The 24,823-nt window shown below is 61.6% G+C and carries 21 protein-coding genes; 17 read left to right on the forward strand and 4 right to left on the reverse strand.

The features are described from left to right. Positions 1-51 precede the first annotated feature (51 nt). The 5 genes from B2Y33_RS04260 (at position 52) to B2Y33_RS04280 (ending at position 5,591) form a co-directional block, all read left to right on the forward strand. The gene (locus B2Y33_RS04260; RefSeq protein ID WP_027913780.1) at positions 52-567 is read left to right on the forward strand and encodes an RNA polymerase sigma factor; all 516 of its coding nucleotides are present in this window, start codon (positions 52-54) and stop codon (positions 565-567) included. Between the two features lie 79 nt (positions 568-646). Then, entirely contained in the window at positions 647-1,615 is a 969-nt protein-coding gene (locus tag B2Y33_RS04265; protein WP_027913779.1) for a FecR family protein, read from the forward strand. 182 nt (positions 1,616-1,797) lie between these two features. Next, complete coding sequence (locus tag B2Y33_RS04270) at positions 1,798-4,386, forward strand: TonB-dependent receptor (RefSeq protein WP_059183667.1); 2,589 nt, start codon at positions 1,798-1,800, stop codon at positions 4,384-4,386. Positions 4,387-4,532: 146 nt separating this feature from the next. Then, positions 4,533-5,126 (forward strand): biliverdin-producing heme oxygenase, encoded by a 594-nt coding sequence (locus tag B2Y33_RS04275; protein ID WP_027913777.1) that lies wholly within the window; start codon positions 4,533-4,535, stop codon positions 5,124-5,126. Between the two features lie 51 nt (positions 5,127-5,177). Then, positions 5,178-5,591: a YbaN family protein gene (locus B2Y33_RS04280; RefSeq protein WP_027913776.1), complete on the forward strand. Its 414-nt coding sequence runs from the start codon at positions 5,178-5,180 to the stop codon at positions 5,589-5,591. Here B2Y33_RS04280 and arcD (B2Y33_RS04285) read toward each other — a convergent pair. After that, on the reverse strand, positions 5,571-6,998 hold the full coding sequence (arcD, locus tag B2Y33_RS04285) for an arginine-ornithine antiporter (protein ID WP_027913775.1): 1,428 nt from the start codon (positions 6,996-6,998) through the stop codon (positions 5,571-5,573). The two genes, B2Y33_RS04280 and arcD (B2Y33_RS04285), sit on opposite strands and share 21 nt — an antisense overlap. A 423-nt stretch (positions 6,999-7,421) precedes the next feature. On the opposite strand from arcD (B2Y33_RS04285), the gene arcD (B2Y33_RS04290) reads away from it, so the two are divergent. The 7 genes from arcD (B2Y33_RS04290) (at position 7,422) to gltS (ending at position 15,590) form a co-directional block, all read left to right on the forward strand. Further along, entirely contained in the window at positions 7,422-8,849 is a 1,428-nt protein-coding gene (gene arcD, locus B2Y33_RS04290; protein ID WP_027913774.1) for an arginine-ornithine antiporter, read from the forward strand. Between the two features lie 31 nt (positions 8,850-8,880). Next, complete coding sequence (gene arcA / locus B2Y33_RS04295; protein WP_027913773.1) at positions 8,881-10,134, forward strand: arginine deiminase; 1,254 nt, start codon at positions 8,881-8,883, stop codon at positions 10,132-10,134. Between the two features lie 66 nt (positions 10,135-10,200). Then, positions 10,201-11,211, forward strand: a complete 1,011-nt coding sequence (locus B2Y33_RS04300) for an ornithine carbamoyltransferase (RefSeq protein WP_027913772.1) — start codon at positions 10,201-10,203, stop codon at positions 11,209-11,211. Positions 11,212-11,299: 88 nt separating this feature from the next. Beyond that, complete coding sequence (gene arcC, locus B2Y33_RS04305; RefSeq protein ID WP_028687065.1) at positions 11,300-12,229, forward strand: carbamate kinase; 930 nt, start codon at positions 11,300-11,302, stop codon at positions 12,227-12,229. Between the two features lie 47 nt (positions 12,230-12,276). After that, positions 12,277-12,645 carry a DUF5064 family protein gene (locus B2Y33_RS04310; RefSeq protein ID WP_027913770.1) on the forward strand — a complete coding sequence of 123 codons (369 nt, stop codon included), beginning with the start codon at positions 12,277-12,279 and terminating at the stop codon, positions 12,643-12,645. Positions 12,646-12,716: 71 nt separating this feature from the next. Further along, a complete protein-coding gene (locus B2Y33_RS04315) occupies positions 12,717-14,225 on the forward strand; it encodes a sigma-54-dependent transcriptional regulator (protein WP_027913769.1) in 1,509 nt (502 codons plus the stop codon). Between the two features lie 165 nt (positions 14,226-14,390). Continuing rightward, positions 14,391-15,590 carry a sodium/glutamate symporter gene (gltS, locus tag B2Y33_RS04320; RefSeq protein ID WP_027913768.1) on the forward strand — a complete coding sequence of 400 codons (1,200 nt, stop codon included), beginning with the start codon at positions 14,391-14,393 and terminating at the stop codon, positions 15,588-15,590. A gap of 78 nt (positions 15,591-15,668) precedes the next feature. Here the strand turns inward: gltS and B2Y33_RS04325 are convergent, their stop codons facing one another. After that, the gene (locus tag B2Y33_RS04325) at positions 15,669-15,935 is read right to left on the reverse strand and encodes a bacteriocin immunity protein (RefSeq protein ID WP_080671996.1); all 267 of its coding nucleotides are present in this window, start codon (positions 15,933-15,935) and stop codon (positions 15,669-15,671) included. 793 nt (positions 15,936-16,728) lie between these two features. On the opposite strand from B2Y33_RS04325, the gene gcvH reads away from it, so the two are divergent. The 5 genes from gcvH to B2Y33_RS04350 all read left to right on the forward strand — a co-directional run bounded on the left by gcvH (position 16,729) and on the right by B2Y33_RS04350 (position 22,331). After that, positions 16,729-17,112 (forward strand): glycine cleavage system protein GcvH, encoded by a 384-nt coding sequence (gcvH, locus tag B2Y33_RS04330; RefSeq protein ID WP_027913767.1) that lies wholly within the window; start codon positions 16,729-16,731, stop codon positions 17,110-17,112. Positions 17,113-17,123: 11 nt separating this feature from the next. Continuing rightward, positions 17,124-19,979 (forward strand): aminomethyl-transferring glycine dehydrogenase, encoded by a 2,856-nt coding sequence (gene gcvP / locus B2Y33_RS04335; RefSeq protein WP_027913766.1) that lies wholly within the window; start codon positions 17,124-17,126, stop codon positions 19,977-19,979. An 82-nt stretch (positions 19,980-20,061) separates the two neighbouring features. After that, positions 20,062-21,183 carry a glycine cleavage system aminomethyltransferase GcvT gene (gene gcvT / locus B2Y33_RS04340; RefSeq protein ID WP_059183665.1) on the forward strand — a complete coding sequence of 374 codons (1,122 nt, stop codon included), beginning with the start codon at positions 20,062-20,064 and terminating at the stop codon, positions 21,181-21,183. A 357-nt stretch (positions 21,184-21,540) separates the two neighbouring features. After that, positions 21,541-21,753, forward strand: coding sequence for a cold-shock protein (locus tag B2Y33_RS04345; RefSeq protein WP_027913764.1), 213 nt, complete (start codon positions 21,541-21,543; stop codon positions 21,751-21,753). 89 nt (positions 21,754-21,842) lie between these two features. Further along, positions 21,843-22,331 carry an RDD family protein gene (locus tag B2Y33_RS04350; protein WP_028687061.1) on the forward strand — a complete coding sequence of 163 codons (489 nt, stop codon included), beginning with the start codon at positions 21,843-21,845 and terminating at the stop codon, positions 22,329-22,331. Positions 22,332-22,425: 94 nt separating this feature from the next. Here B2Y33_RS04350 and lptG read toward each other — a convergent pair whose 3' ends face one another. Then, a complete protein-coding gene (gene lptG / locus B2Y33_RS04355) occupies positions 22,426-23,487 on the reverse strand; it encodes an LPS export ABC transporter permease LptG (RefSeq protein WP_023533306.1) in 1,062 nt (353 codons plus the stop codon). Beyond that, positions 23,480-24,595, reverse strand: coding sequence for an LPS export ABC transporter permease LptF (gene lptF, locus B2Y33_RS04360; protein WP_023533424.1), 1,116 nt, complete (start codon positions 24,593-24,595; stop codon positions 23,480-23,482). The genes lptG and lptF overlap by 8 nt, the downstream gene beginning before the upstream one ends. Positions 24,596-24,823: the final 228 nt, after the last annotated feature.

Consider the following 24,823-nt stretch of genomic DNA (forward strand, 5'->3'; position numbering starts at 1 on the left):
AGCACGGATGATAAGCATTATCATTGGCCGCTTGTCAGGTCAGGTCGCTCCGTGAGTCAGTCCCGGTTCAATTCCGTATTCCTCAGCCAGAGGCCCATCTTGCTGCGCACGCTCCAGCGCATGGTAGGCAACCGTTGCACGGCCGAAGACCTGCTTCAGGAAACCTACTTGCGCGTCTCACGCGCACTGGGCGAGCGTTCGGTCCAGCACATCGAACCCTTCGTCTTTCAGACCGCCCGCAACCTTGCGCTCGACCACTTGCGTGCCCGCCGGGTACAGGCCCGAACCCTGGTCGACGACGTGGCTGACGAGGTAGTGAACAATGTCGCCGTGCTCGCCAGCAGCAACGAGGATGCTGCACATGCCCAGCAACTGCTGCGCCACCTGAGCGAAAGCCTGAAGCAACTGACGCCACGCCAGCAAAGGATCTTCACGCTAAGCCGGCTGCACGGCGCCACCTCTCTCGAAATCGCCCAGCAGCTGGGGGTTTCTGCGAGCACGGTGCAAAAGGAGCTGAAGTTGATCATGGGTATCTGCCTGGGTGTCGCCCAGCGCCTGGACGCCTGACGGGCCGCCGCGATGAGGCCCGCTTGCCACATCGCGCCAGCGCCCTGATCATCTGCGCACGCCCGCTCAAGGACTCACCGTGACCGACAGCCCCGAACATCGCCCGTCACCAACCAGGCCCAATGCGCGTCGTCGTGCCACGGACGAGGCTTTGGCGTGGCTGGTCCGTCTTGAAACCGCCGAGCCCGCCGACCACCTCGCATTCGAAACCTGGCTGCAAGCCGCTCCCGAAAATGCCGAAGCGTTCGTGCAAGCCGAGGCATTGTGGAACGGCGCAGCGCTCAAGCAGGCCGCTGCACAGCTGCAGGGCTACCCATCGCGCCCTCGCGCAGGTCGCCTGCGTCGCCAGTGGAAACCGCTGGCCACCGCTGCCGCGCTGCTGGTAGGCCTGTTCACGTTCGGCAACGTGCCAGTGCGCCTGCAGGCTGATCACCTGACGGTCGCGGGGGAACGCCACCGGGTGAACCTTCAGGACGATGCCCGGGTGCTGCTCAATACCCAGTCAGCGTTTGCCAGCGAGCGCAATGACGGGCGGCAGGTCGCCCGCCTGCTGCAAGGCGAGGCATACTTCCAGGTGCCCAAGGGCGCGCCGGCACCGCTCGAAGTGCAAGCCGGCCCTCTGCGCGCCCAGGCACGCGACACCGATTTTGCCGTGCGCCTGCTCGATGGCCAGGCTTGGGTCAAGGTGCAACGCGGCGACGTCGACGTCGACGTGCAAGGGGGCCGCGTCCAACGCATCCGTTTGCAGGCCGGTCAGAGCATTCGCGTCGGGCCCGACGGGCTCGGTGCACGCAGGCAACTGGACATGCGCAAGGACCTGGCCTGGGTCGATGGGCGCCTGGTCTTCGAAAATTGCCCCTTGAGCCAGGTGCTGGCCGAGCTGCGCCGCTATTACCCCGGCTGGATCATCAATCGCAATGAACGGCTGGAGAACATCGCCGTCACCGGCAACTACCGCCTTGACCAGCCGCTTGAGGCGCTACGTGCATTGGCCCATATCACCTCGGCACAACTGCATGAGTATCCAGCGCTGGTCATCCTGAACTGATGCGCCTGCCTTGACCGCTACCAGCCCACCCGCGGCAGCGCCGTACGCCCTGCTGGGCGCCTGGGATTTATTTTTACGCGATACCCCCTCCCTGTCCGTCTCGTCATAGCAAATGCAATTGATTCTTGTTCAATCAAGAACGCACACCCTATGAACAGTTCGCGCGTCAGGGAGCGCTTTCGATGCCCACCAGTCCTACCCGTTCGACCCTACGGCCACGCCTCAAGGGGCAACTGTCCCTGTTTTCACTCGCCTTGCTCGCCACAGGCGCCTGTTCACTCCCCACGCTGGCGGTCGAGCCGGCGTCGGTGAGCACCTCGCGCATGGGCGACTACCACTTCGGCATCGCCCAACAGCCGCTGGTATCGGCCATCAATGCCTTCAGCCAGGTCACGGGCTGGCAGGTGGGCTTCGACGCTCGCCTGGCCGAAGGGGTCGCCTCCCCCGGCATACAGGGTTCACTGCCCCCCGAGCAGGCACTCAAACGCCTGCTACACGGCACTGGCCTGGTCCCGCGGACCATCAGCCGCGGCAACGTGGTGCTCGAGCGCCAGTCAGGTCGCGGGGCCATAGCCTTGCAGCAGGTGACCGTCAGCGCCACCCGCAGTGCCAAGGACGTGAGCCAGGTCCCCAGCACGGTCAGCGTGCGGACCCGAGAGCAGCTGGACCGGCAGAACGTCAACACCCTCCAGGACCTGGTGCGCTACGAGCCGGGCGTCTCGGTGGCGGGGACCGGGCAGCGCAGTGGCCTGAACGGCTACAACATTCGCGGTATCGATGGCGAGCGGATACTCACCCAGATCGACGGCGTGGCGATACCGGACAGCTTCTTCTACGGGCCCTACGCCCAGACCCAGCGCAATTATGTCGACCCGGAAATCATCAAGCGGGTGGAAATCCTGCGCGGCCCAGCCTCAGTGCTCTACGGCAGCAATGCCATCGGCGGTGCAGTGAGCTACTTCACCCTGGATCCTGAAGACATCATCAAACCTGGCCGAGACGCTGGCGCGCGACTCAAAACCGGCTACAGCTCAGCCGATGACAGTTGGCTGACGTCCGCCACCGTGGCTGGCCGTGAGGGCAGCCTGGACGGTCTGCTGCACCTGAGCCAGCGCAACGGTCACGAAACCGAGAGCCATGCCGATCACGGCGGCGTGGGCCTTGCACGCACCCGCGCCAACCCAGTGGATGCGCGTACCACCAACGTGCTGGCCAAGCTGGGCTGGGACTACGCCGACGACGCCCGCCTGGGCGTGACCTACGAACGCTTCAAGGACGACCGCGACCAGAACCTGCTCAGCGCCGTAGGCGGGCCATTCATCCCGGGCGTTGGTGCCATGAATTCGTACCGCATGCGCCAGGGCAACGACACGATTACCCGCGAGCGCTTCGGCCTGAACCAACGTTTCGGCCTGGACAGCCTGTTCGCAGACGATGTCAGGTGGAGCCTGAACTACCAGATCGCCAAGACGGACCAGCGCACCGACGAGCTGTACGTCGCTTCGGGACGTCAGGTACTGCGCGACCGCCAGACCACCTACAAGGACCGCCAGTGGATCTTCGATGCCCAGCTTGAAAAGGCATTCAGCCTTGGCCAGACCGACCACGCCCTGACCTATGGCACTACCCTCAAGCACCAGGACGTCACCGGGGCGCGCAGCGGTACTGGCACGTGCGTGAATGTGGGCGGCACCTGCCGGGGTATCGGCCAGGACAGCCCGCGCGACGGCCAGGCGCTGGTCAGCGACTTCCCGGACCCAACCATCGATACCTACAGCCTGTTCGTTCAGGACGAGATTCGCTGGGGCAGCTGGACGTTCCTGCCAGGTGCGCGCTACGACTACACACGCATGGCGCCTCACTTCACCGATGCTTTCCTGCGCGGCCTTGATGCCAGCGGCACGGCCCCGGCTTTCCAGGATGACTCAGACAAGAAGTGGCACCGCGTGTCACCCAAGCTGGGGATGACCTATGCCTTCAACGACCACTACACAGGCTACGCGCAATACGCCCAGGGCTTCCGTACGCCCACGGCCAAGTCCATGTACGGCAAGTTCGTGAACCTGGAACAAGGCTACCGCGTGGAGGGTAACCCTGGCCTGCGGCCTGAGCGCAGCAAGGGCCTGGAAACCGGGCTGCGCGGTCGCTTCGATACGGGCAGCTTCGATATGGCGGTCTACTACAACAAGTACCGTGACTTCATTGACGAAGACGCCGTGCAAGGCGCCAACCTCGAGCAGACCTTCCAGGCCAACAACATCAAGCGCGCGACCATCAAAGGCGCCGAGGTCAAAGGCCAGCTCGAACTCGACCAATTCGGCGCGCCACAGGGGCTGTATGCACAAGGCTCCCTGGCATACACCTACGGCCGCAACGACGACAGCGGCCAGCCGCTCAACACCGTCAACCCACTCAAGGGCGTCATGGGCCTGGGCTACACGCAGGGCGACATGGGTGGGCTGCTGAGCTGGACGCTGGTCAAGCGCAAGACGCGGGTCGACGACAGCACCTTCTATTCCCCCGATGGCTCGGCGTCGAAGTTCCGCACGCCCGGCTATGGCGTGCTGGACCTGACCGGCTTCTACAACGTTACCGATGACATCACCGTGAACGCCGGCCTGTACAACCTCACCGACAAGAAGTACTGGCAGTGGGACTCGGTGCGCAGCTATGACGGCCAGGGGGAGGCCGCGGTGACCCAGCCGGCCAACATCGACCGCCTGAGCATGCCGGGCCGTAACTTCGCCATCAACGTGGTGTGGGACATCTGAGGCGCTGGCGCAGCTGAAACCGGGCGGGGTCGCTGTGTTCCCGCCTTGGTTCCTGGCACCCACCCCTGTTCCTGCGGGGTTTTTTACGCCCCCGCCCCTGTTGATTCGTCTTGTATTGAAACGCTTCGCTTTCCAAGGACTGCATCATGAGCAACCGCGCTTCTTCGCGTACCCAACGCCTGAACCTGGTGACCCAGGCGCCCCATGCCGCACTCGACGCCCTGGTCAAATCCCATGCGCCATTCGATAGCCGCGAAAGTTTTGCCCGCTTCGTGGTGGCCCAGTACCTGTTCCAGGCCGAACTGCAGCCGCTCTACAACGACCCGCGATTGATCGCCCTCATACCCGACCTTGCCGAGCGCTGCCGAGCCCATCAGGCCCGCCAGGACCTGGCGGACCTGGACATGCAGGCGCCTGCCGAGCTGCCGGGGGCCGTGCAGCGCCCCAGCATTGCAGAGGCATTAGGCTGGATCTTCGTGTCCGAAGGCTCCAAACTGGGCGCCGCGTTTCTAATCAAGCGGGCGGCGGCGCTGGGCTTGTCGGAGACCTTCGGCGCCCGCCACCTGGGCGAGCCAGCCGGTGGCCGCGCCGAAGGCTGGAAGCAGTTCACGCGAACACTCGATGGCCTGATGCTGTCAGCTGGAGAAGAAGTGGCTGCAGAACACGGCGCCGTCGCAGCGTTCGAGCGCTTTACAGTCTTGCTCAAACAGGCCTATGCCGTGGATGCCGAGCAGGTTTGAAACACTTTCAAAGGCCCCCTGACCGGGGCCGTTCGTTCTAGCAGTGAGCCCATGACCCAACCTGCCCGCTCCAAAATTGCCCGACTGCTGTATGCGATCCTGGCTTACGCAAGCCTGGGGGTGGGCCTGGTCGCCATTGTCATTCCGGGCTTGCCGACCACCGAATTCATTCTGTTGTCGGCATGGGCGGCCACGCGAAGCTCGCCTCGCCTGTCCGCCTGGCTGGAAAATCACCGGTTGTTCGGTCCTATTCTGTACAACTGGCGCAACGGCAAGGTGATCCAGCGGCGGGCCAAGGTCAGTGCGACGGTCAGCATGTTGCTCTGCGCGGTTTTGATGCTGGTGTTTCTTGAGCATCACTGGCCGGTGTTCCTGGCCATCGCCGGCATGAGCCTGGGCAACCTGTGGATCTGGTCCCGCCCGGAACGGCCGTTCACAGCCGGCTCACAGGCTCAGCAACCCTGACCAGAGTGCATAGCCTGCCAGCGCCGCCCCCGACAGCACGGCGGCGAAGATCAGTTTCTCCATCAGCGTGAAAAGCGTGAGACCTTGTTCATGCTTGGCCCGCGCAAACAGGATCACCCCCGGTGCGTACAAGAGCGCCGAGAGCAGCAGGTACTTCAGGCCACCGGCATACAGCAGCCAAACGGCGTACACCACCGCGAGCGCGGCCACCAGCAGGTCCTTGCGCCGCCGGGCCGGTTGGCCTGCGTAAGTCTCCCCACGCACGGCCAGCGACATGGCGTAGGCGGCAGACCACAGGTACGGCGCCAGAATCATGGATGAGGCCAGGTAGATCAGGCTGGTATAGGTACCGGCAGATACCAGCGTGATCAGTAGAAAACCCTGGATCATGCAGTTGGTCAGCCACAGTGCATTGGCAGGTACCTGGTTGGCGTTCTCCCTGGCAAGGAAACGGGGCATGGTCTGGTCGCGCGCCGTGGCATAGAGGATCTCGGCACACAGCAGCGCCCACGACAGCAACGCCCCAAGCAACGAGACAGCCAGCCCCAGGCTGATCAGTAACGCGCCCCAGGGGCCAACGATGTGCGACAGAACCGCCGCCAGCGAGGGGTTCTGCAAGCCAGCCAGCTCCGGTTGCGTCATGACCCCAAGGGAGAGGACGTTGACCAGCACCAGCAGGGCCAGCACACCCACAAAGCCAATGACCGTCGCCCTGCCCACGTCGGCCCGGCGCCGTGCCCTGCCCGAATACACGCTGGCGCCTTCGATACCGATGAAGACGAACACCGTCACCAGCATCATGTTGCGCACTTGCTCGAGCACACTGCCGATCGCCGGAGCGCCCTGCCCCCAAATGTCCTGGGTGAAGATATCCAGGCGAAAGGCGCAAGCCGCGATGACGACGAACAGTACCAAGGGCACCACCTTGGCCACCGTGGTGACCAGGTTGATGAACGCTGCCTCGCGAATCCCGCGCAACACCAGAAAATGCACGGCCCATAGCAACATCGAGGCACACCCGATGGCCACTGGGGTATTGCCTTCACCGAACACCGGGAAATAGAACCCCAGGGTGCTGAACAACAGTACGAAGTAGCCAACGTTGCCCAGCCAAGCACTGATCCAGTAGCCCCAGGCCGAAGAAAAGCCCATGTAATCGCCGAACCCAGCCTTGGCATAGGCATAGACCCCCGAATCCAGTTCGGGCTTGCGGTTGGCCAGCGTCTGGAAAACGAACGCCAGGGCCAGCATGCCCACGGCAGTGATCCCCCAGCCAATCAGCACCGCCCCGGCCTGGGCACGGGCCGCCATGTTCTGGGGCAAGGAAAAGATGCCGCCACCGATCATTGAGCCCACGACGAGCGCCACCAATGCCCCCAGCCGGAGTTTCTGTCCTTGTTCGCCCATAGGTCTCCAAATATTTCCTGACAGTCATGCAGTTGTAACAACACACTGTTTATAAAGGCTGGTGTCATTACAGCCGTACTTCCATTTAGCCACTAAGCCATTAACGTCTAAGCGTGCGGTGGTTAAGAACCCCGCAGTTGCCAACCGGTTCACACTATTCCGATAAAAGCATAAATACCCGTAAAAAATTTGCGCTCTGCCCAGAAGCGACTAGTTTCAACCTTCGCAGGCAAAGAGGGATGAAGATGAGCAATACATGGAGGTGCCAGCGTACAAGGCCTGCAGCCATGGCAGTCGGCAGTCTCCAGGAGTTCGGTGAGGTGATTCAACGGCCTTACCTTGCAATGCACTGATCCATATCAGCGTGTGGCCACGGCGTCAGATTTAATCTGAGGCCAACTTTCTCCTGGCAGGAGTTGTTAAATGTCTGATTCTCCCGCAAAACTAAAACTCGGCGCATTAGTTGCGTTGGTCGTCGGCTCGATGATCGGTGGCGGTATATTTTCCCTGCCGCAGAACATGGCCGCCAGCGCCGGCGTGGGCGCGGTACTGATTGGCTGGGCGATCACCGCCGTGGGCATGCTGACCCTGGCTTTCGTATTCCAGACCCTGGCTAACCGCAAGCCTGACCTGGACGGTGGGGTCTATGCGTATGCCAAGGCAGGTTTCGGCGATTACATGGGCTTTTCTTCGGCCTGGGGCTACTGGATCAGTGCCTGGCTGGGGAACGTCGGCTATTTCGTGCTGTTGTTCAGCACCCTGGGCTATTTCTTCCCGGTGTTTGGCGAGGGCAACACGCCGGCCGCGATCATCGGCGCCTCGATCCTGCTGTGGGCCGTGCATTTTCTGGTGCTGCGTGGCATCCGTGAAGCGGCGTTCATCAACCTGGTCACCACGGTGGCCAAGGTGGTGCCGCTGGTGCTCTTTGCGCTGATTTGCCTGTTCGCCTTCCGGCTGGACATCTTCACCGCCGATATATGGGGCACCAGGACCCCTGAGCTAGGCGGTGTGATGAATCAGGTGCGCAACATGATGCTGGTGACGGTGTGGGTCTTCATCGGCATTGAAGGCGCGAGCATCTTCTCGTCACGTGCGGAAAAACGCTCCGATGTGGGCAAGGCCACCGTCATTGGCTTCATCACGGTGCTGTTGTTCCTGGTGCTGGTCAATGTGCTGTCGCTGGGCATCATGACCCAGCCTGAACTGGCAGGGCTGCAGAACCCCTCGATGGCGGCCGTGCTTGAGCATGTGGTCGGCCACTGGGGCGCCGTGCTGATCAGTGTCGGGCTGATCATTTCGCTGCTCGGTGCGCTGTTGTCATGGGTGCTGTTGTGCGCCGAGATCATGTTCGCCGCAGCCAAGGACCATACCATGCCCGCGTTCCTGCGCCGCGAGAACGCCAACCAGGTGCCTGCCAACGCCTTGTGGCTGACCAACGCCATGGTGCAGATCTTCCTGGTGATCACGCTGTTCTCCAACAGTACCTACCTGTCGCTGATCTACCTGGCTACCTCGATGATCCTGGTGCCCTACCTGTGGTCGGCGGCCTACGCCGTGTTGCTGGCGGTGCGCAGTGAAACCTATCAACAGGCGCTGGCCGAACGCCGCAAGGACCTGTTCATCGGCAGCATCGCCCTGCTCTATGCCATCTGGCTGCTGTATGCCGGCGGGGTGAAGTACCTGCTGCTCTCGGCGTTGCTGTACGCCCCTGGCGCCATCCTGTTTGCCAAGGCCAAGCGTGAGGTGGGCCAACCTGTCTTCACCCCCGTGGAAAAACTGATTTTCGCAGCCGTGGTCGTCGGTGCCCTGGTGGCAGCCTTCGGCCTGTACGACGGCTTCCTGACGCTGTGACCCCTCTTCGACTCAATGGAGGATTGAAACCATGTCCGCTGAAAAACAGAAATACGGTGTGCATTCAGAAGCCGGCAAGCTGCGCAAGGTCATGGTGTGCTCGCCGGGCCTTGCGCACAAGCGCCTGACCCCGAGCAACTGCGACGAGCTGTTGTTCGACGATGTGATCTGGGTGGACCAGGCCAAGCGTGACCACTTCGATTTCGTCACCAAGATGCGCGAGCGCGGTGTCGACGTGCTGGAGATGCACAACCTGCTGACCGATATCGTGCAGCAACCCGAAGCACTCAAGTGGATACTGGACCGCAAGATTACGCCCGACACCGTTGGGGTGGGCCTGACCAATGAAGTGCGCAGTTGGCTCGAAGGCATGGAGCCGCGCCATCTGGCCGAATTTTTGATCGGCGGTGTGGCCGGCCAGGATCTGCCGCAAAGTGAAGGTGCCGAAGTAGTCAGGATGTACAACGACTACCTGGGCCATTCCAGCTTCATCCTACCGCCGTTGCCCAACACCCAATTCACCCGCGACACCACCTGCTGGATCTACGGCGGCGTCACGCTCAACCCCATGTATTGGCCGGCGCGGCGCCAGGAAACACTGCTCACCACCGCCATCTACACGTTCCACCCGCAGTTCACAGGCGCCGACTTCCAGGTCTGGTACGGAGACCCGGACAAGGACCATGGCCAGTCCACCCTCGAAGGCGGTGATGTCATGCCCATCGGCAACGGCATCGTGCTGATCGGCATGGGCGAGCGGACCTCCCGCCAGGCCATCGGCCAGTTGGCGCAGAGCCTGTTCGCCAAGGGCGCCGTGCATAAAGTCATCGTCGCCGGCTTGCCCAAGTCCCGCGCCGCCATGCACCTGGATACCGTGTTCAGCTTCTGCGACCGCGACCTGGTCACGGTCTTCCCCGAAGTCGTCAACGAGATCGTGCCGTTCATCATCCAGCCCGACGAAAGCCGGCCCTATGGCATGGACGTCCGCCGCGAGCACAAGTCGTTCATCGAGGTGGTGGGCGAACAATTGGGCGTGCGCCTGCGGGTGGTCGAAACCGGCGGCAACAGCTTCGCCGCCGAACGCGAGCAATGGGACGACGGCAACAACGTCGTGGCGCTGGAGCCAGGCGTGGTCATCGGCTACGACCGCAACACCTACACCAACACTTTGCTGCGCAAGGCCGGGGTCGAAGTGATCACCATCAGTGCTGGCGAACTGGGCCGTGGTCGCGGCGGTGGCCACTGCATGACCTGCCCTATCGTTCGCGACCCCATCGATTACTGACGTCCATCACCCAGGCCGTCCCTACCCGGCGGCGGCCCGGCGTTCACCACACCCAGGAGAAAAGTCATGGCGTTCAACATCCACAACCGCAACCTGCTCAGCCTGGAACACCACAGCACCCGTGAGCTGCGTTACCTGCTGGACCTGTCCCGCGACCTCAAGCGAGCCAAGTACACCGGCACCGAGCAGCAGCACCTCAAGGGCAACAACATTGCGCTGATCTTTGAAAAAACCTCCACGCGTACCCGTTGTGCGTTCGAAGTGGCCGCTTACGATCAAGGCGCCAACGTCACCTACATCGACCCGAATTCTTCGCAAATCGGCCACAAGGAAAGCATGAAGGACACCGCACGTGTACTCGGGCGCATGTACGACGCCATCGAGTACCGCGGTTTCAAGCAGGAAATCGTCGAAGAGTTGGCCAAGTATGCCGGCGTGCCGGTATTCAATGGCCTGACCGATGAATACCACCCGACCCAGATGATTGCCGACGTGTTGACCATGCGCGAACACAGCGACAAGCCGCTGCATGACATCAGCTACGCCTACTTGGGCGATGCGCGCAACAACATGGGCAACTCGCTGCTGTTGATCGGCGCCAAGCTGGGCATGGACGTGCGCATCGCCGCGCCCAAGGACCTGTGGCCCCACGATGACCTGGTGCAACGTTGCAAGCAGTACGCCGAGGAAAGTGGTGCCCGCATCACCCTCACCGAAGATGCCAAGGCGGCAGTCAAGGGCGTGGACTTCATTCATACCGACGTGTGGGTATCGATGGGTGAACCCATCGAAGCCTGGGGCGAACGTATCAAGCTGCTCAAGCCCTACCAGGTCAACGCCGAGCTGATGAAGGCCAGCGGCAACCCCAGGACCAAGTTCATGCACTGCCTGCCGGCGTTTCACAACTGTGAGACCAAGGTCGGCAAGCAGATCGCCGAGCAGTACCCGGACCTTACCAACGGCATCGAAGTGACCGACGACGTGTTCGAGTCCCCGGCCTGCATTGCGTTCGAGCAAGCGGAGAACCGCATGCACACGATCAAGGCGATCCTGGTGTCGACACTGGCCGACCTGTAGATCGCCACCTGCCCAGGCGTTGCGGCTGTTAGCGTGCCGCAATAGCCGTCGGGCAGCGGCTCAAGACTTTCGATAAAGGACATTCTTCATGCGTATCGTTGTTGCACTAGGCGGCAATGCCCTGCTGCGCCGTGGCGAGCCCATGACCGCGGAAAACCAGCGCGCCAATATCCGTACCGCCGCCGAGCAGATTGCCAAGATCCATCCAGGCAACGAGTTGGTGATCGCTCATGGCAATGGCCCGCAAGTGGGCCTGCTGGCATTGCAGGGGCTGTCGTACAAGCCGGACGAGGCCTACCCATTGGACGTGCTGGGCGCCGAAACCGAGGGCATGATCGGCTACATGATCGAGCAGGAACTGGGCAACCTGCTGGACTTCGACGTGCCGTTCGCCACCCTGCTGACCCAGGTTGAAGTGGACGCTCAGGACCCTGCGTTCAAGGACCCGAGCAAGTTCATCGGCCCGGTCTACAGCAAGGATGAAGCCCAGCGCCTGGCCGCTGAAAAGGGCTGGGTGGTCAAGCCTGACGGCGACAAGTACCGCCGCGTGGTGGCAAGCCCCAGACCCAAGCGCATCTTCGAAATCCGCCCCATCAAGTGGCTGCTCGAAAAGGGCAGCATCGTGATCTGCGCCGGCGGCGGCGGCATCCCGACTCTCTATGATGAACACCGTAACCTCAAAGGGATCGAGGCGGTGATCGACAAGGACCTGTGCTCTGCACTGCTGGCCGAACAGCTCGAGGCCGATCTGCTGGTCATTGCCACCGACGTGGAGGCGGCGTACATCGACTTTGGCAAGCCAACCCAACGCGCCATCGCCCAGGCCCACCCTGACGAGCTGGACAGGCTGGGTTTCGCGGCAGGTTCGATGGGGCCCAAGGTGCAGGCGGCCTGCGACTTCGCCCGGCACACGGGCAAGGTGGCGGTGATCAGCTCGCTGGCCAACATCGAGCGCATCGTGAGCGGTACCGCCGGCACGCGGGTTTCGACCGCTGCCCCCGGGATCAGCTACCGTTGACACAGTCGGCGGGCCATGTGCCCGCCCAACCTCGTACAGGAGAGCCCATGGCCAAATATGAACCCGGTCACGTCCACATCGAGCGCACTGCGCTCAACAGCAGTGACCACAGCTATGACCTCAAGGTGGACTACGAGGCCTTCACCGACCCCCGTGAAGGCAGGGGCATTCAGTTCCGCATGCAGGGCAGCATCGAGGGCAAGCCGGTCGACGAGGTTTTCTTTCTGCCCAAGGACCAGGTGCTGCCTAGCTTTCTGATGCAACTGAGTCGCCGCGCCCAGGCCTACCTGGCCCCACCGAAGAAGTTCGAGAGCCTGGCTTCACCTCACAGGATCTACGACTGGATGTTCGAAGACATTCGCGCCAAGCTGGACGTGAAGTCCGGTGACCCCATCAAGCCTGAACATCTGGAGTAGGGCGCGACCCGTCACGAGCAGGATCAGCTTGAGGCATACTAGCGCCCTACCCGGCCATTTCGTATTGCCCCATGCGTATCCACGTCAGCTTCATCGACCGCGTCGGCATCACTCAGGAAGTCCTGGCGCTGCTCGGTGCGCGCAACCTCAACCTCGATGCCGTGGAAATGGTGCCGCCGAACGTCTACATCGACGCGCCTACCCTCAGCCCCGCCGTACTGGAAGAGCTGCATGACGCCTTGTTCGAGGTGCAGGGCGTGGAGGCGGTGGAGGTGGTCGATATCCTGCCGGGGCAACGCCGTCACCTGCAGCTCGATGCGCTGCTGGCCGCCATGAGCGACCCCGTACTGGCGGTTGACAGGGCCGGCAAGGTGCTGCTGGCGAACCCAGCGCTGGTGGCGTTGTGTGGTCGGGAGTCGGCCGGGCGCTGCGTAGGCGAGTTGTTTGGCGACCCGGGCCTGCTGCAAGTATTGCTCGACAGCAACTTTCACCTGCCCATGCGCGAAATGCAGCTCAATGGCCAGAGCCTGCTGCTCGATGCCATGCCAATCACCCATACCGGCGGCTTGCTGACGCTCTACCCGCCTACGCGGTTGGGCGAACGGCTATCGGCCCTGCGCCATGACCATGCCGAGGGCTTCGACGCTCTGCTGGGCGAATCACCTGCCATCCGCACCCTGAAGGCTCGAGCCCTGCGCGTGGCCACCCTGGATGCACCGCTGCTGGTGCATGGCGAAACCGGCACCGGCAAGGAACTGGTGGCCCGCGCATGCCACGCGATCAGCAGCCGTCATGCGGCCCCCTTTCTGGCTCTGAACTGCGCCGCATTGCCTGAGAGCCTCGCCGAGAGCGAACTGTTCGGTTATGCACCAGGCGCCTTCACCGGCGCCCAGCGCGGCGGCAAGCCAGGGCTGATGGAGCTGGCCAATCAGGGCACGGTGTTTCTCGATGAGATCGGCGAGATGTCCCCCTACCTGCAGGCCAAGCTGCTGCGTTTTCTCAGCGACGGCAGCTTCCGCCGGGTGGGGGGCGACCGGGAAGTGAAGGTCAACGTGCGTATCATCAGCGCGACCCACCGTAACCTGGAGCAGATGGTGGCCGAGGGCACGTTCCGCGAAGACCTGTTCTACCGCCTCAACGTGTTGAACCTGCAGGTCCCACCCCTGCGTGACCGCGGCCAGGACATCCTGATGCTTGCGCACTTCTTCATGCAGCAGGCCTGCACACAGATCCAGCGGCCTGCCTGCAGGCTCACCCCCGCCACTCACAGCGCCATGCTGGCTAACCCTTGGCCGGGCAATGTGCGGCAATTGCAGAACGTGATCTTTCGCGCCGCCGCCATTTGCGAAAGCAACCTGGTGGACATCGGCGACCTGGACATCGCCGGCACGTCTGTCAGTCGTACCCATGAAGGTGATGTGGCCAGCCTGGAGCAGGCTGTGGGTGATTTCGAGCGTGAACTGTTGCAACGGCTGTACACCAGTTACCCCTCGACCCGATTGCTGGCGGCCCGGCTGCACACCTCACATACCGCCATTGCCCAACGCCTGCGCAAATACGGCATTCCGGGGAAAACCTGAAGTTGTCGGCAAATGCTGCTGTTTTAGTAGACTTTTCCTAGGCGTTCCCCGGATACGTCCTTCCTCACGCCTCGTAGAATGGCGCCAGTGCAATCCCTGCCTGTCACCCCGCAAGACCACCCCAGAGTGGTCAGCGGTCCGTTATGGATTCAACGAGAGTACCTGATGTTCGAACTCGATTTTTACGGCACGCTGGTGGCCGCTTCCCTGGTGCTGCTGCTAGGTCGCGGCCTGGTCGCACGCATAGGTTTTCTGCGTGCCTACAACATTCCTGAACCGGTCGCCGGCGGCTTGGTGGTCGCGATTGCCCTGTTGGTGCTGCGCACCTTCGATGTGCAAGTTCACTTCGACACCTCCCTGCAAACACCTTTGATGCTGGCGTTCTTCGCTACCATCGGCCTGAACGCCGATTTCGCCAGCCTGAAAAAAGGTGGGCGCGCGGTGGTGCTGTTCCTGGCGGTGGTGACCAGCCTGCTGGTGGTACAGAACGCCCTGGGCATCGGTCTGGCCACGGCGCTGGGGTTGGACCCGCTGATGGGCCTGCTGGCCGGTTCGATCACCCTGTCAGGAGGCCATGGCACCGGTGCTGCGTGGGGCGCCACCTTCACCGAAAAATTCGGCCTGGCCTCGGCCTCGGAACTGGCACTGGCCTCCGCCACATTTGGATTGGTACTGGGGGGTTTGATTGGTGGCCCCGTGGCCCGCTTGCTGATCAAGCGGGTCGCTAGCCCTGGTCGCGCCGACAGCACGCCTCAGTTGCCTTCTGGCTTCGAGCAGCCGGAGAAAGAACGCCTGATCACCTCGATTTCCGTGATCGAGACGCTTGCCCTGATTGCAGTGAGCCTGTTGACCGGCACCGTTTTGAATGAGCTGCTCAAGGGTACTGCCTTCGAACTGCCAAACTTCGTCTGCGTATTGTTCGTGGGCGTGCTGCTGCGCAATGGCCTGTCAGCCTTCGGCTTTTACCAGGTGTTCGAGCGGGAAGTGTCGGTACTGGGCAATGTGAGCCTGTCGTTGTTTTTGGCCATTGCGTTGATGTCGTTGAAACTGTGGGACCTGGCTGCACTGGCACTGCCGTTCTTCGTGCTGCTGGCGGCGCAGACGCTGCTGATGGCACTGTTCGCCATCTTCATCACCTTCCGAGTGATGGGCCGCACCTACGACGCGGCTGTCCTGTCCGCCGGCCATTGCGGCTTCGGGTTGGGGGCAACGCCGACGGCAATCGCCAACATGCAAGCGGTAACCCAGCGGTTCGGGCCTTCGCACGTGGCATTTCTGGTGGTGCCGATGGTGGGGGCGTTCTTCATTGACTTGATCAATGTGGTGGTGATCAAGGTGTATTTGGCATTGCCGTTTTTTCAGTAAGCAGGCCATGATGGCGTTGCTGAACCGCTAAGGTTAAGACTCCCGCATGATGAGCTGCGGGAGTCGTCTGTTCTGGATTCAAGATGGCTTGAACCCTGGAAGTCCCTGCTCAGCCCGCCACCGTTTCACTTCATCAACCACCGCTTGAGGGGAGGATTCAATCCCGACCCTGTGGGGGCGATAAATTAAGTTCCACTTTGCCGGATGCTGTGCCAAGCGATCAAACTCAAGAACGCCGCGCGTGTGCTCTTTGTCATTAGGAAAGTACTGCGGGTCGCCATGATACAGGGCATACACTAATTGAAAAAACTCTTGTTCAGTGTAATCAGTTATTTCTTTAGGCATGTGTCTATTTTCCGTTTGAGTAAGACTTGCCTGTGACCCGCTGTAGCTTGCCTTTCATTCCAGGCATGCTCTGAGGGCCTGTGGATATCATACCGCCTTTAAAGCCACGGTTAATCAGGCATCTTTGAAACCAGGCAACCCCTGCTCTTTGCGCCACCCTTTTCACAGCATCGACTACGGATTGTGTTCAATCGTTTATCCTTACTGCACTTGAGTGAACTATTAAATTAGATCCTTGTGGATGTTCTCAAATTACCTCAAACTTCATGCCCCCTGTGGGTGCGAAGGATCCCAAGAATAAAGGACCGGATCTGCATGATAGAAACCGCAGACAAATTCTAGATTTTTTGTCAGGCCAGATAGTTTATTTCGCATGACCTACTGCCCCTGATAAATAAAATTCATAATTCAATAAACTTCAGCAGTAGATTATTAATATCTTTGCTTTAGAAACACTGGCTTTATGATGTATTTCCCATCCCTTGTTTGATTCCCCCAATGCAGGGTGGCTTATTCAAAACAGTGGAACACATGTAGCCGTATAGAATTCAATACACCGTATCTGAATCGCTACACCTCCAACTCCAAGGTGGGCCGAGAGATTAACGGCGTCGTGTAGCAAAACCAACGTTTTATCGTATCGATTTCGTTACGCCGCCTTACTCGATCTTCAGCGAGCTGGCACTCCCTCCCTGCATCCACAGGGCCCAGAGCTAGTTGGCCACGTTATTGCTTACTGAAAACCCACCAGAGCGCGAACCTAATCGCGCCACCCGGTCCACGAGGATTTTTCATGAGCGAGTTGCGTTTCACCGACGACCACGAATGGCTGCGTGTAGAAGCTGATGGCAGCGTCACCGTAGGTATCACTGCCTACGCCCAGCATGCACTGGGGGATGTGGTGTTCGTGCAGCTGCCGGAGCTGCAGCACTATGACAAAGGCAGCGAAGCGTCCACCGTAGAGTCGGTCAAGGCTGCTAGCGGGGTGTACATGCCGCTGTCCGGCGAGGTGATCGAGGTCAACGCCCAACTCGAAGAGCGCCCCGAGCTGGTCAACGAGGACCCGCTGGGCGAAGGCTGGTTCTTCCGCATCAAGCCTGCCGACGCCAGCGCTGTGAGCGCCCTGCTCGACCAGGAGGCCTATGACCGCCTGCTCAACGCCAACGACGACGCCTGAGGAATCACGCCATGACCATCAACCTCGGCACTGCCAATGAGTTCATTGCCCGCCACATCGGGCCACGCAGCGAAGACGAGCAGGCCATGCTCGCCACCCTGGGCTTCGACTCGCTGGAGGCCATGACCGACGCCGTCATCCCCGCCAGCATCAAGGGCACCAGCGTGCTGGGCACGGACGATGGGCACAGCGAAGCGGATGCGCTCGCCGCCCTGAAGGCCATCGCCGGCAAGAACCAACTGTTCAAAAGTTACATAGGCCAGGGTTACTACAACACCCACACGCCCGCGCCCATCCTGCGCAATCTGCTGGAGAACCCGGCGTGGTACACCGCGTACACGCCCTACCAGCCAGAAATTTCCCAGGGCCGGCTGGAAGCTCTGCTCAATTTCCAGACCCTGATCAGCGACCTCACAGGGTTACCGATCGCCAATGCGTCGCTGCTCGATGAGGCAACGGCCGCTGCCGAGGCCATGACGTTCTGCAAGCGCCTGTCGAAGAACAAGGCCAGCAACCGCTTCTTTGCCTCAATGCATTGCCACCCCCAGACCCTCGATGTACTGCGTACCCGCGCTGAACCTCTGGGCATCGAAGTCGTGATAGGCGACGAGCAGACGCTCGACGATGCCAGCCCGTTCTTCGGCGCCTTGCTGCAATACCCCGCCAGCACCGGTGGTATCTTCGATTACCGGGAGGTGGTGCAACGGTTCCACCACGCCAATGCGCTGGTGGCCGTGGCGGCGGACCTGTTGGCCTTGACCCTGTTGACCCCGCCTGGCGAGTTCGAGGCCGATGTGGCCATTGGCAGCGCCCAGCGCTTTGGCGTGCCCCTGGGCTTCGGCGGGCCTCATGCGGCCTACTTCGCTACCCGCGATGCCTTCAAGCGCGACATGCCAGGGCGCCTGGTGGGCGTGTCGATAGACCGCTTCGGCAAGACGGCACTGCGCTTGGCCATGCAGACACGTGAGCAGCACATTCGCCGCGAAAAGGCCACCAGCAACATCTGCACCGCCCAGGTGCTGCTTGCCAACATTGCCAGCATGTTCGCCGTCTATCACGGCCCTGAAGGTCTCACGCGCATTGCCCAACGTACCCATAGCCTGACCGCCATCCTGGCCCAGGGCTTGCGTGCAATGGCTGTGACGGTGGTGGGCGACACGGCATTCGACACCCTGACCCTGGCCACTGGCGATGCCACCCTCGGCCTGCACGAAAAAGCCCGTGCACAAGGCATCAACCTGCGTCAGGTCGATGCCGGCCATGTGGGCGTATCGCTGGACGAAACCACCACTCCGGCGGATGTGCAGGCGCTGTGGCAGCTGCTTGGCGATGGTCAAACGCAACCTGACTTCCAGGCGCTGGCCGCCAGCAGCGGTACGCTGCTGCCCGAGGCCTTGTTGCGCCGCTCGACGTTCCTGGAACACCCCGTGTTCAACCGCTATCACAGCGAAACGGAGTTGATGCGTTACCTGCGCAAGCTGGCCGACAAGGACTTGGCCCTGGACCGCAGCATGATCCCGCTGGGCTCGTGCACCATGAAACTCAACGCTGCCAGTGAAATGATCCCGGTCACCTGGGCAGAATTCGGCAACCTGCACCCCTTCGCCCCGGCGCAGCAGAGCCAGGGCTACCTGCAATTGACGTCGGAGTTGGAGGCCATGCTCTGCGCAGCCACGGGCTACGATGCCGTATCGCTGCAACCTAACGCCGGTTCTCAGGGCGAGTACGCGGGCCTGCTGGCGATCCGCGCCTATCACCGCAGCCGCAACGAGGGGCATCGCGACATCTGCCTGATCCCTTCTTCAGCCCACGGCACTAACCCGGCAACGGCCAACATGGCCGGCATGCAGGTGGTGGTCACGGCCTGCGACGCGCGCGGCAACGTCGACGTTGCCGACCTGCGTGCCAAGGCCATCGAGCACCGTGAACGCCTGGCAGCGCTGATGATCACCTACCCGTCCACCCACGGGGTGTTCGAGGAGGCGATAGGCGAGATTTGCGCCATCATCCACGACAACGGCGGCCAGGTTTACATCGACGGTGCCAACATGAACGCCATGGTCGGTCTGTGCGCACCGGGCAAATTCGGGGGCGATGTGTCGCACCTGAACCTGCACAAGACCTTCTGCATTCCCCATGGCGGCGGTGGTCCGGGCGTTGGGCCGATCGGTGTGAAATCGCACCTGGCGCCCTTCCTCCCGGGCCATGCTGCCCTGGGCACTGCCGAAGGCGTGGTATGCGCCGCACCCTTCGGCAGCGCCAGCATCCTGCCGATCACCTGGATGTACATTCGCATGATGGGCGGCGCAGGGCTCAAACGGGCTTCGCAGATGGCCATCCTCAATGCCAACTACATCGCCCGCCGCCTGGAGGAGCACTACCCGGTGCTGTACACCGGCGGCAATGGCCTGGTCGCCCACGAATGCATCCTGGACCTGCGCCCGCTCAAGGACAGCAGTGGCATCAGCGTCGACGACGTGGCCAAGCGGTTGATCGACTACGGCTTCCATGCCCCGACCATGTCGTTCCCGGTGGCAGGCACGCTGATGATTGAGCCGACCGAAAGCGAATCCCGGGAAGAACTGGACAGGTTCTGCGCGGCCATGATCCAGATCCGCGAGGAAATCCGCGCGGTAGAGGACGGCACGCTGGACAAGGATGACAACCCGCTCAAGAACGCGCCGCACACCGCAGCGGAACTGGTGGGCGAATGGGCTCATGGTTACTCCCGCGAGCAAGCGGTCTACCCGCTGCCTGGCCTGGTGGAAAGCAAGTACTGGCCGCCTGTGAGCCGGGTCGACAACGTCTTCGGCGACCGCAACCTGGTCTGTGCCTGCCCCTCGATCGAAAGCTACCAGGACGCCTGACAGCGCCGGATCGTGAGTGTGTCATTCGCCTGGCGGTCAATGTCCCCGGACATTGACCGAAAACCCATGCAAGGAGTCATCGATGTCCGAAACACTGCTCAAAACCCCACTGCATGCCCTGCACCTGGAACTGGGCGCGCGCATGGTGCCCTTCGCGGGCTACGACATGCCGGTGCAGTACCCCCTGGGTGTGCTTAAAGAGCACCTGCACACCCGAGAACAGGCCGGGTTGTTCGACGTCTCGCACATGGGGCAGATACTGCTCAAGGGTAGCGACGCTGCCAGGGCGCTGGAAACGCTGGTGCCGGTCGATATCATCGACCTGCCCGTTGGCATGCAGCGCTACGCCATGTTCACCAACGAACACGGCGGCATCCTCGACGACCTGATGGTCGCCAACATGGGTGACGACACGCTGCTGCTGGTGGTGAACGCCGCCTGCAAGGATCAGGACCTGGCGCACTTGCAGCGGCATATCAGCCAACGTTGCGAGGTCCAGCCACTGTTCGATCAACGTGCTCTGCTCGCCTTGCAAGGGCCGGCAGCGGCCAAGGTCCTGCAGCGTCTGGCGCATGAAGTGGCGGACATGACGTTCATGCAGGTGCGACCTGTCACGTTGCTGGGCCACCTGTGCTGGGTCAGTCGGTCGGGCTACACCGGGGAGGATGGTTATGAAATCTCCGTGCCGGTGGCAGGTGCCGAGACGCTCGCCAGAGCGCTGCTCAAGCAGCCAGAGGTCCAGCCGATCGGGCTGGGGGCCCGTGACTCGTTGCGTCTGGAAGCCGGCCTGTGCCTGTATGGCCATGACATGAACGCCGACACTTCACCCGTGCAGGCGAACTTGTTGTGGGCAATGTCCAAGTCGCGCCGGGCCGATGGTGCGCGTGCTGGGGGCTTTCCGGGCGCACAGGCCATCTTCGATCAGCAACGTGAGGGTGTGAAACGCAAGCGGGTCGGTTTGCTGCCCCAGGAACGCACGCCTGTACGCGAAGGCGCCGAGATTGTCGATGCAGAAGGCACCTCGGTTGGCACCATCTGCAGTGGCGGCTTTGGACCCACACTCAGTGCCCCTGTGGCGATGGGTTATGTGGACACCGAACAGTCCGCACTGGACACGCTTCTATATGCACTCGTGCGTGGAAAGAAGGTGGCCTTGAAAGTCAGTAAAACCCCATTCGTTGCGCCCCGTTACTATCGCGGTTGAGGCAGACTCATCAGCGGCGTGGCAACGTTCGGCATCTTCGTTTGCGAACGTTGCCCGCGCCACTGCGAACATGGCGCCAGGCCAGGCACCATGCACTGTTCGGCGGTTTGGCCGCTGGTTGTAAAACAGTCACTTTCCACCCGCTGGAAGGCTTGTTTTTCGCTCGGCAGTTGGCGTAGAGTCAACGCACTGTGTTTGCATGGGTCGCAACAGTTCGTGACCTGGGCCAGTAGCCGCAATCTGCTACAACCCGTTCGACGTCTCTTACTTTCCTGCAACCCAGCCCAGTACTCTTTTGCTTGTTTGAAAGCGAAAGAAAACTGTCATCCAAACCTAAGTTTCATAGGAAATAAGATTATGTCTACCCGTCAGAACGGTATCGTCAAGTGGTTCAATGACGAAAAAGGCTACGGCTTCATCACCCCAGAAAGCGGTGCTGATCTGTTCGTGCACTTCCGCGCCATCGAAGGCAACGGCTTCAAAAGCCTGAAAGAAGGCCAGAAGGTCACTTTCGAAGCCGTTCAAGGCCAAAAAGGTATGCAAGCTGACAAGGTACAGGTTGCTGAATAAGCCTTGTCACCTTCCAAAAAGCCCCTGCTCAGTGCAGGGGCTTTTTTTTGCCCGTAGAATGGCGGCTTTGCATGATGGAGCTGTTCTGCATGTCCAAGCCTGTGCTGCTTCCCCAAGGTGATTTCCCTCCGGTCGGCCTGGGCAGGCGCCTGGCCGCGGTGTTCTATGACTTTTTACTGTGTACGGCCCTGCTGATCGTCACTGCGGGCCTCTACAAGATGGTCCAGATGGCGATCATCGGCCAACAGCGTATGCGCGAACTTACCGAAGCAGGCGCGCTCGACGGCGACCCTTTGCTGTCCACGGTGCTGCTGTTCGTGCTGTTCGGTTTCTTCGCCAAGTTCTGGACCCATGGCGGGCAGACGCTGGGCATGCAGGTCTGGGGCGTGCGTGTGCAGAACGCCGATGGCTCGCCCATCACGCTCTGGCAGGCACTGTTGCGGTTCGTCGTTTCCATTGCCTCGTGGCTGTGCCTGGGACTGGGTTTTTTCTGGGCCCTGATCGACAAGCGCAAACGCAGCTGGCATGACATCTACTCCGAGAGCCAACTGGTTCGAGTCCCCAAGCCGAAGAAATGAGCGCTCTACTCAAGCGGCAGCGGCCATGAAACACAAGGGGCCGCAATAGCGGCCCCCAGGGTCAAGCACGCAGCCATGGGGCTGCGCAGCAGGCTTATCCAGCGCGGCGCAACAACCACAAGCCTGCCACGGCACAGATGCCGGCTGGCAGCACCACCGCAAGCAACGGCGGGAAGCCGAACACCTGGCTGGATGGACCCAGCAGGTCCTGAGCGATACGGAACACGAAGCCCACCAGCACGCCGGTGAAGACACGCTGACCAAGCGTCACCGAGCGCAGCGGGCCGAAGATGAACGAAATGGCCATGAGTACCAGGGCTGCCGTGATGGCCGGTTGCAGGACCTTGGTCCAGAACGCCAGCCAGTAGCGGGCATTGTTCAACCCTTGGTCGGACAGGTAGTGGATGTAGTCCCACAGGCCGGTGATCGACAGCGATTCAGGCGCCAGCACCACCGTGTTGAGCAACTGCGGCGTGACCGACACATCCCACTGTTCTTCAGGGTTTTGCACGACTTCGGTACGGTCACCATGGAACAGCGTGGTGCGCACATCGGTCAGCAGCCAGTGATCGTTTTCGTAACGCGCCCGGCGCGCGAAGCTGGAGCTGATGATCTTGCGCTGGTCGTCGAACCGGTAGCGGGTCACACCCAGCAGAAGGCCGTTGGGCTGCACGGAGTTGATGTGCACGAACTCCTCGCCCTGCCGGTGCCACATGCCGCGCTTGGAGCTTTGCGCTTCACCGCCACCCTGGGCGAGGGAGCGATCGGCCTGGGCTTTGTTTTCGGTAACCGGTGCCACGTACTCGCCGATCAGCAGGCCAACCAGCATCAGCACCAGCATTGGTTTCATCACCGCCCAGACGATGCGACCGATCGACACCCCAGCAGCGCGCATGATGGTCAGCTCGCTGCTGCTGGCCAGCGTACCCAGGCCGATCAGGCAGCCGATGAGCGCGGCCATCGGCAGCATGTCGTACAGGCGCCGCGGTGCGGTGAGCAGCACGTACTTGCCTGCTTCGAGCACCGTGTAGGTATCGCTCAGGTCGCCCATTTCGTCGATGAAGGCGAACAGCGAGGCCAGCCCCAGGATGATGCCCAGGACAGCCAGAATAGCCACCAGCACGCTTTGGCCGATATAACGATCGAGCTTAGCCACGGGCCACCTCCGCACGACGGGCTGCGCGCTTGAGGCGAAGAGGTTCCCAGTACATCAGGCCCAGGCCGATGAGCAGGAACAGCCCATGCACCCACCACATGCCAAGGGCGATGGGCAGCTTGCCCTTCTCGAGTGCACCGCGCACGGAAATCAGCATTGTCAGGTACGCCATGTACAGGAGGATGGCTGGCAGCAGCTTGAGGAAACGCCCCTGCCGAGGATTGGCCCGTGACAGCGGCACGGCGAGCAGGGTCACGATGAACACCAGGATCGGCAGTGACAGACGCCATTGCAACTCGGCGCGTTCACGCAGGTCCGTAGCGCCGAATAGTTGGGTAGTGGGAATGGCCTCCCGCTCGGTGACCTCCTCGCTGACTTCAGGCTTGGGCAACAACACGCCATAGGTGTCGTACTTGATGGCGCGGTAGTCGGCCTGGCCTGGGTTACCGTCGTAGCGGTAGCCGTTTTCGAGCACCAGATAACGGTTGCCATCGGCCTGGATTTCCTGGTGCCCGCGCTCGGCCACCAGCACCGACGGGGCGCGGTCCTTGGTCTTGTCCTGGTTGAAGCGTTTTTCGGAGATGAACACGCCGCCCAGGTTTACCCGGTCATCTGAAAGCTGCTCGGTGTAGGTCACCCGCGAACCATCGCGCAGGGTCTGGAAGCGGCCCGGCACCAGGGTGTCGAATTCGGTCAGGGCATCCTGCTGGCTGATGATCTTCTGCACCTGGGCCACGCCCAGGGGTGCAAGGCTCAGGCTCAGCCAGGCCACTAGCAGGGCCACCAGCGCTGCAGGCGCCATGGTCATGGCCAGCAAGCGCTGCTGGCTCATGCCGGTGGCCGACAGCACGGTCATTTCGCTTTCCAGGTACAGCCGGCCATAGGCCAGCAGAATACCCAGGAACAACCCCAACGGCAGGATCAGTTGCAGGAAGCCCGGCAGGCGGAACCCCATGATCAGGAACAGTACGCCAGGGTCGAGCACCCCCTGTGCAGCCTGGGCCAGGTATTTGATGAAGCGCCCGCTCATGATGATCACCAGCAGCACGGCGCTGACGGCGCTCAAGGTCACCAGGACCTCGCGGGAAAGATAACGAAAGACGATCAAACCAGACACTCCTGGGTTGTCAGCACGGACTGCCAATCGATGGCACCAGACGATGACTTAGTACATCCAAGGCCAATGCTGGTTCGCCCAAGGCGAACCTCCATATAAAGTGCGCGCATTATCCTGTGATTGACCGCGCCTGTCACTTGGCCGCGCATCGCACAGCACGCCGGGGTTGTCAGCACGCCGGCCGCAGGCTCAAACTGGCAGCTTTTCCACTGGCCTGCC

The sequence above is a fragment of the Pseudomonas sp. UBA5666 genome, from assembly GCF_002420785.1.
In the GTDB taxonomy this organism is placed as follows: domain Bacteria; phylum Pseudomonadota; class Gammaproteobacteria; order Pseudomonadales; family Pseudomonadaceae; genus Aquipseudomonas; species Aquipseudomonas fulva.

Excerpts from the sequence above, each read along its gene's own strand:
- B2Y33_RS04270 (WP_059183667.1), top strand. The coding sequence starts at position 1,798 with ATGCCCACCAGTCCTACCCGTTCGACCCTACGGCCACGCCTCAAGGGG.
- gltS (WP_027913768.1), top strand. The coding sequence starts at position 14,391 with ATGTTCGAACTCGATTTTTACGGCACGCTGGTGGCCGCTTCCCTGGTG.
- arcC (WP_028687065.1), top strand. The coding sequence starts at position 11,300 with ATGCGTATCGTTGTTGCACTAGGCGGCAATGCCCTGCTGCGCCGTGGC.
- B2Y33_RS04350 (WP_028687061.1), top strand. The coding sequence starts at position 21,843 with ATGTCCAAGCCTGTGCTGCTTCCCCAAGGTGATTTCCCTCCGGTCGGC.
- B2Y33_RS04280 (WP_027913776.1), top strand. The coding sequence starts at position 5,178 with ATGACCCAACCTGCCCGCTCCAAAATTGCCCGACTGCTGTATGCGATC.
- arcA (WP_027913773.1), top strand. The coding sequence starts at position 8,881 with ATGTCCGCTGAAAAACAGAAATACGGTGTGCATTCAGAAGCCGGCAAG.
- gcvT (WP_059183665.1), top strand. The coding sequence starts at position 20,062 with ATGTCCGAAACACTGCTCAAAACCCCACTGCATGCCCTGCACCTGGAA.
- gcvP (WP_027913766.1), top strand. The coding sequence starts at position 17,124 with ATGACCATCAACCTCGGCACTGCCAATGAGTTCATTGCCCGCCACATC.
- arcD (WP_027913775.1), bottom strand. The coding sequence starts at position 6,998 with ATGGGCGAACAAGGACAGAAACTCCGGCTGGGGGCATTGGTGGCGCTC.
- B2Y33_RS04325 (WP_080671996.1), bottom strand. The coding sequence starts at position 15,935 with ATGCCTAAAGAAATAACTGATTACACTGAACAAGAGTTTTTTCAATTA.
- B2Y33_RS04300 (WP_027913772.1), top strand. The coding sequence starts at position 10,201 with ATGGCGTTCAACATCCACAACCGCAACCTGCTCAGCCTGGAACACCAC.
- gcvH (WP_027913767.1), top strand. The coding sequence starts at position 16,729 with ATGAGCGAGTTGCGTTTCACCGACGACCACGAATGGCTGCGTGTAGAA.
- B2Y33_RS04310 (WP_027913770.1), top strand. The coding sequence starts at position 12,277 with ATGGCCAAATATGAACCCGGTCACGTCCACATCGAGCGCACTGCGCTC.
- B2Y33_RS04275 (WP_027913777.1), top strand. The coding sequence starts at position 4,533 with ATGAGCAACCGCGCTTCTTCGCGTACCCAACGCCTGAACCTGGTGACC.
- arcD (WP_027913774.1), top strand. The coding sequence starts at position 7,422 with ATGTCTGATTCTCCCGCAAAACTAAAACTCGGCGCATTAGTTGCGTTG.
- B2Y33_RS04345 (WP_027913764.1), top strand. The coding sequence starts at position 21,541 with ATGTCTACCCGTCAGAACGGTATCGTCAAGTGGTTCAATGACGAAAAA.
- B2Y33_RS04315 (WP_027913769.1), top strand. The coding sequence starts at position 12,717 with ATGCGTATCCACGTCAGCTTCATCGACCGCGTCGGCATCACTCAGGAA.